Source organism: Massilia hydrophila, assembly GCF_020208145.1.
Lineage (GTDB): Bacteria > Pseudomonadota > Gammaproteobacteria > Burkholderiales > Burkholderiaceae_D > Telluria > Telluria hydrophila.
This window is the reverse complement of record NZ_JAHYBX010000029.1, coordinates 1-749: the sequence shown is the minus strand read 5'-3', so window position 1 is coordinate 749 and position 749 is coordinate 1. Positions and strand designations below refer to the sequence as shown.

1 protein-coding gene is annotated in these 749 nt (G+C 41.5%); it reads left to right on the top strand.

What is annotated here, in order from left to right; genetic code table 11:
* Positions 1–749 (top strand): hypothetical protein (locus LE190_RS22185; protein ID WP_225240593.1); only part of this gene is annotated, 749 nt, incomplete at both ends.

Sequence of the window (749 nt, the reverse complement as noted above, 5' to 3'; positions counted from 1 at the left end):
CCTACATACAATTATCACCTCTTTTTCGCTGATTTAGAAAAAATCATCACACCGCTATTAAAGGGGGCTGATACCGTATTTAGTTTATTTCCGTTATTCCAATTAAATGGAGTCCCATTTTTCGATTATTCAATCACCAATAAGAGCATCTTGATTGCGGAAGCGTATACCGCAAATAAAACCTTCAAGATCAATCCTGAACTTGCGGGCTACCTAAAACATCCGCATGTGATATTTTATACCAATAATGCGACGAATGGCCTCCGAAATACCACATCTATTTTAGACGAGCGGATTGGTCGCTCGGGGGTAACGACCTATCTGTGTATTCCACTTATCCATAATCATTCCCTCTCAGGCATATTGGAAATATACAGCCATGAACAAGATCAGCTCGACAATGAGACAATGCAAGCCTTAGGTTCTTTGGTCCCGCTTTTATCACAATTATCTCAGGATATTACGCTAGAATTTAAAAAACGTATCGACGATATCATCATCAACCGGTTTACGACCATACAGCCTTCGGTTCAGTGGAAATTTAACCATATCGCGGCCCAGTACATTCAGGACCTGGAAAACGACAGTCGGGATGCGCATATCAAAGCCGTTGTATTTGAAGAAGTCTATCCGCTCTACGGTGCTGTCGATGTCAAAGACTCCACCATCATAAGAAACGCCTCCATTCTGAAAGACTTTAGCTTCAAGGTCAAACAGCTCGCAATGCTTATTGATGAGCTCTCTTTAGA